Below are 411 nucleotides of genomic sequence, written 5' to 3' on the forward strand. Positions count from 1 at the left end.
ATTGGTGAACACCGGGCAGCCGGGGGCTTCGGTCCAGCCGCCTTCGCCGGCAAGTGCCGCGAGGCCTTCCTTACCCGACAGCGCATCGCGCATACCTTGCGCGCGGCGCAGGATGTTGTCTGCCGCCGGATTGCCTTCGATGGTGCAGACCGTGCCGCCATTCGGCTTGGCCTTCTTGATGTATTCGCCGATCTTCTTGCCCATCAGGTAGTTGTCGGTGCCGAGATAAGTCTTGCGCAGGGCGGCGTCTTCCTTGGCAAGATCGGCGTCGACCGTCATGATCGGGATCGACGGATTGGCGCTCTTGATCGTCTGCGCGATCAGCGGCGCGTTGGACGGCGAGATCGCCATCGCGACCGTGTCAGGCTTGCTCAGCATGTCCTGCACGATCTGCGCCTCGCCGGCTTCATC

The 411-nt window shown here is 63.5% G+C and carries 1 protein-coding gene; it reads right to left on the bottom strand.

All coding sequences use genetic code 11. The features are described from left to right. A partial coding sequence (locus EN807_RS32820; RefSeq protein ID WP_135937956.1) for a substrate-binding domain-containing protein occupies positions 1-411 on the bottom strand: 411 nt, incomplete at both ends.

This window comes from Mesorhizobium sp. M5C.F.Ca.ET.164.01.1.1, assembly GCF_004792125.1.
Classification (GTDB): domain Bacteria; phylum Pseudomonadota; class Alphaproteobacteria; order Rhizobiales; family Rhizobiaceae; genus Mesorhizobium; species Mesorhizobium wenxiniae.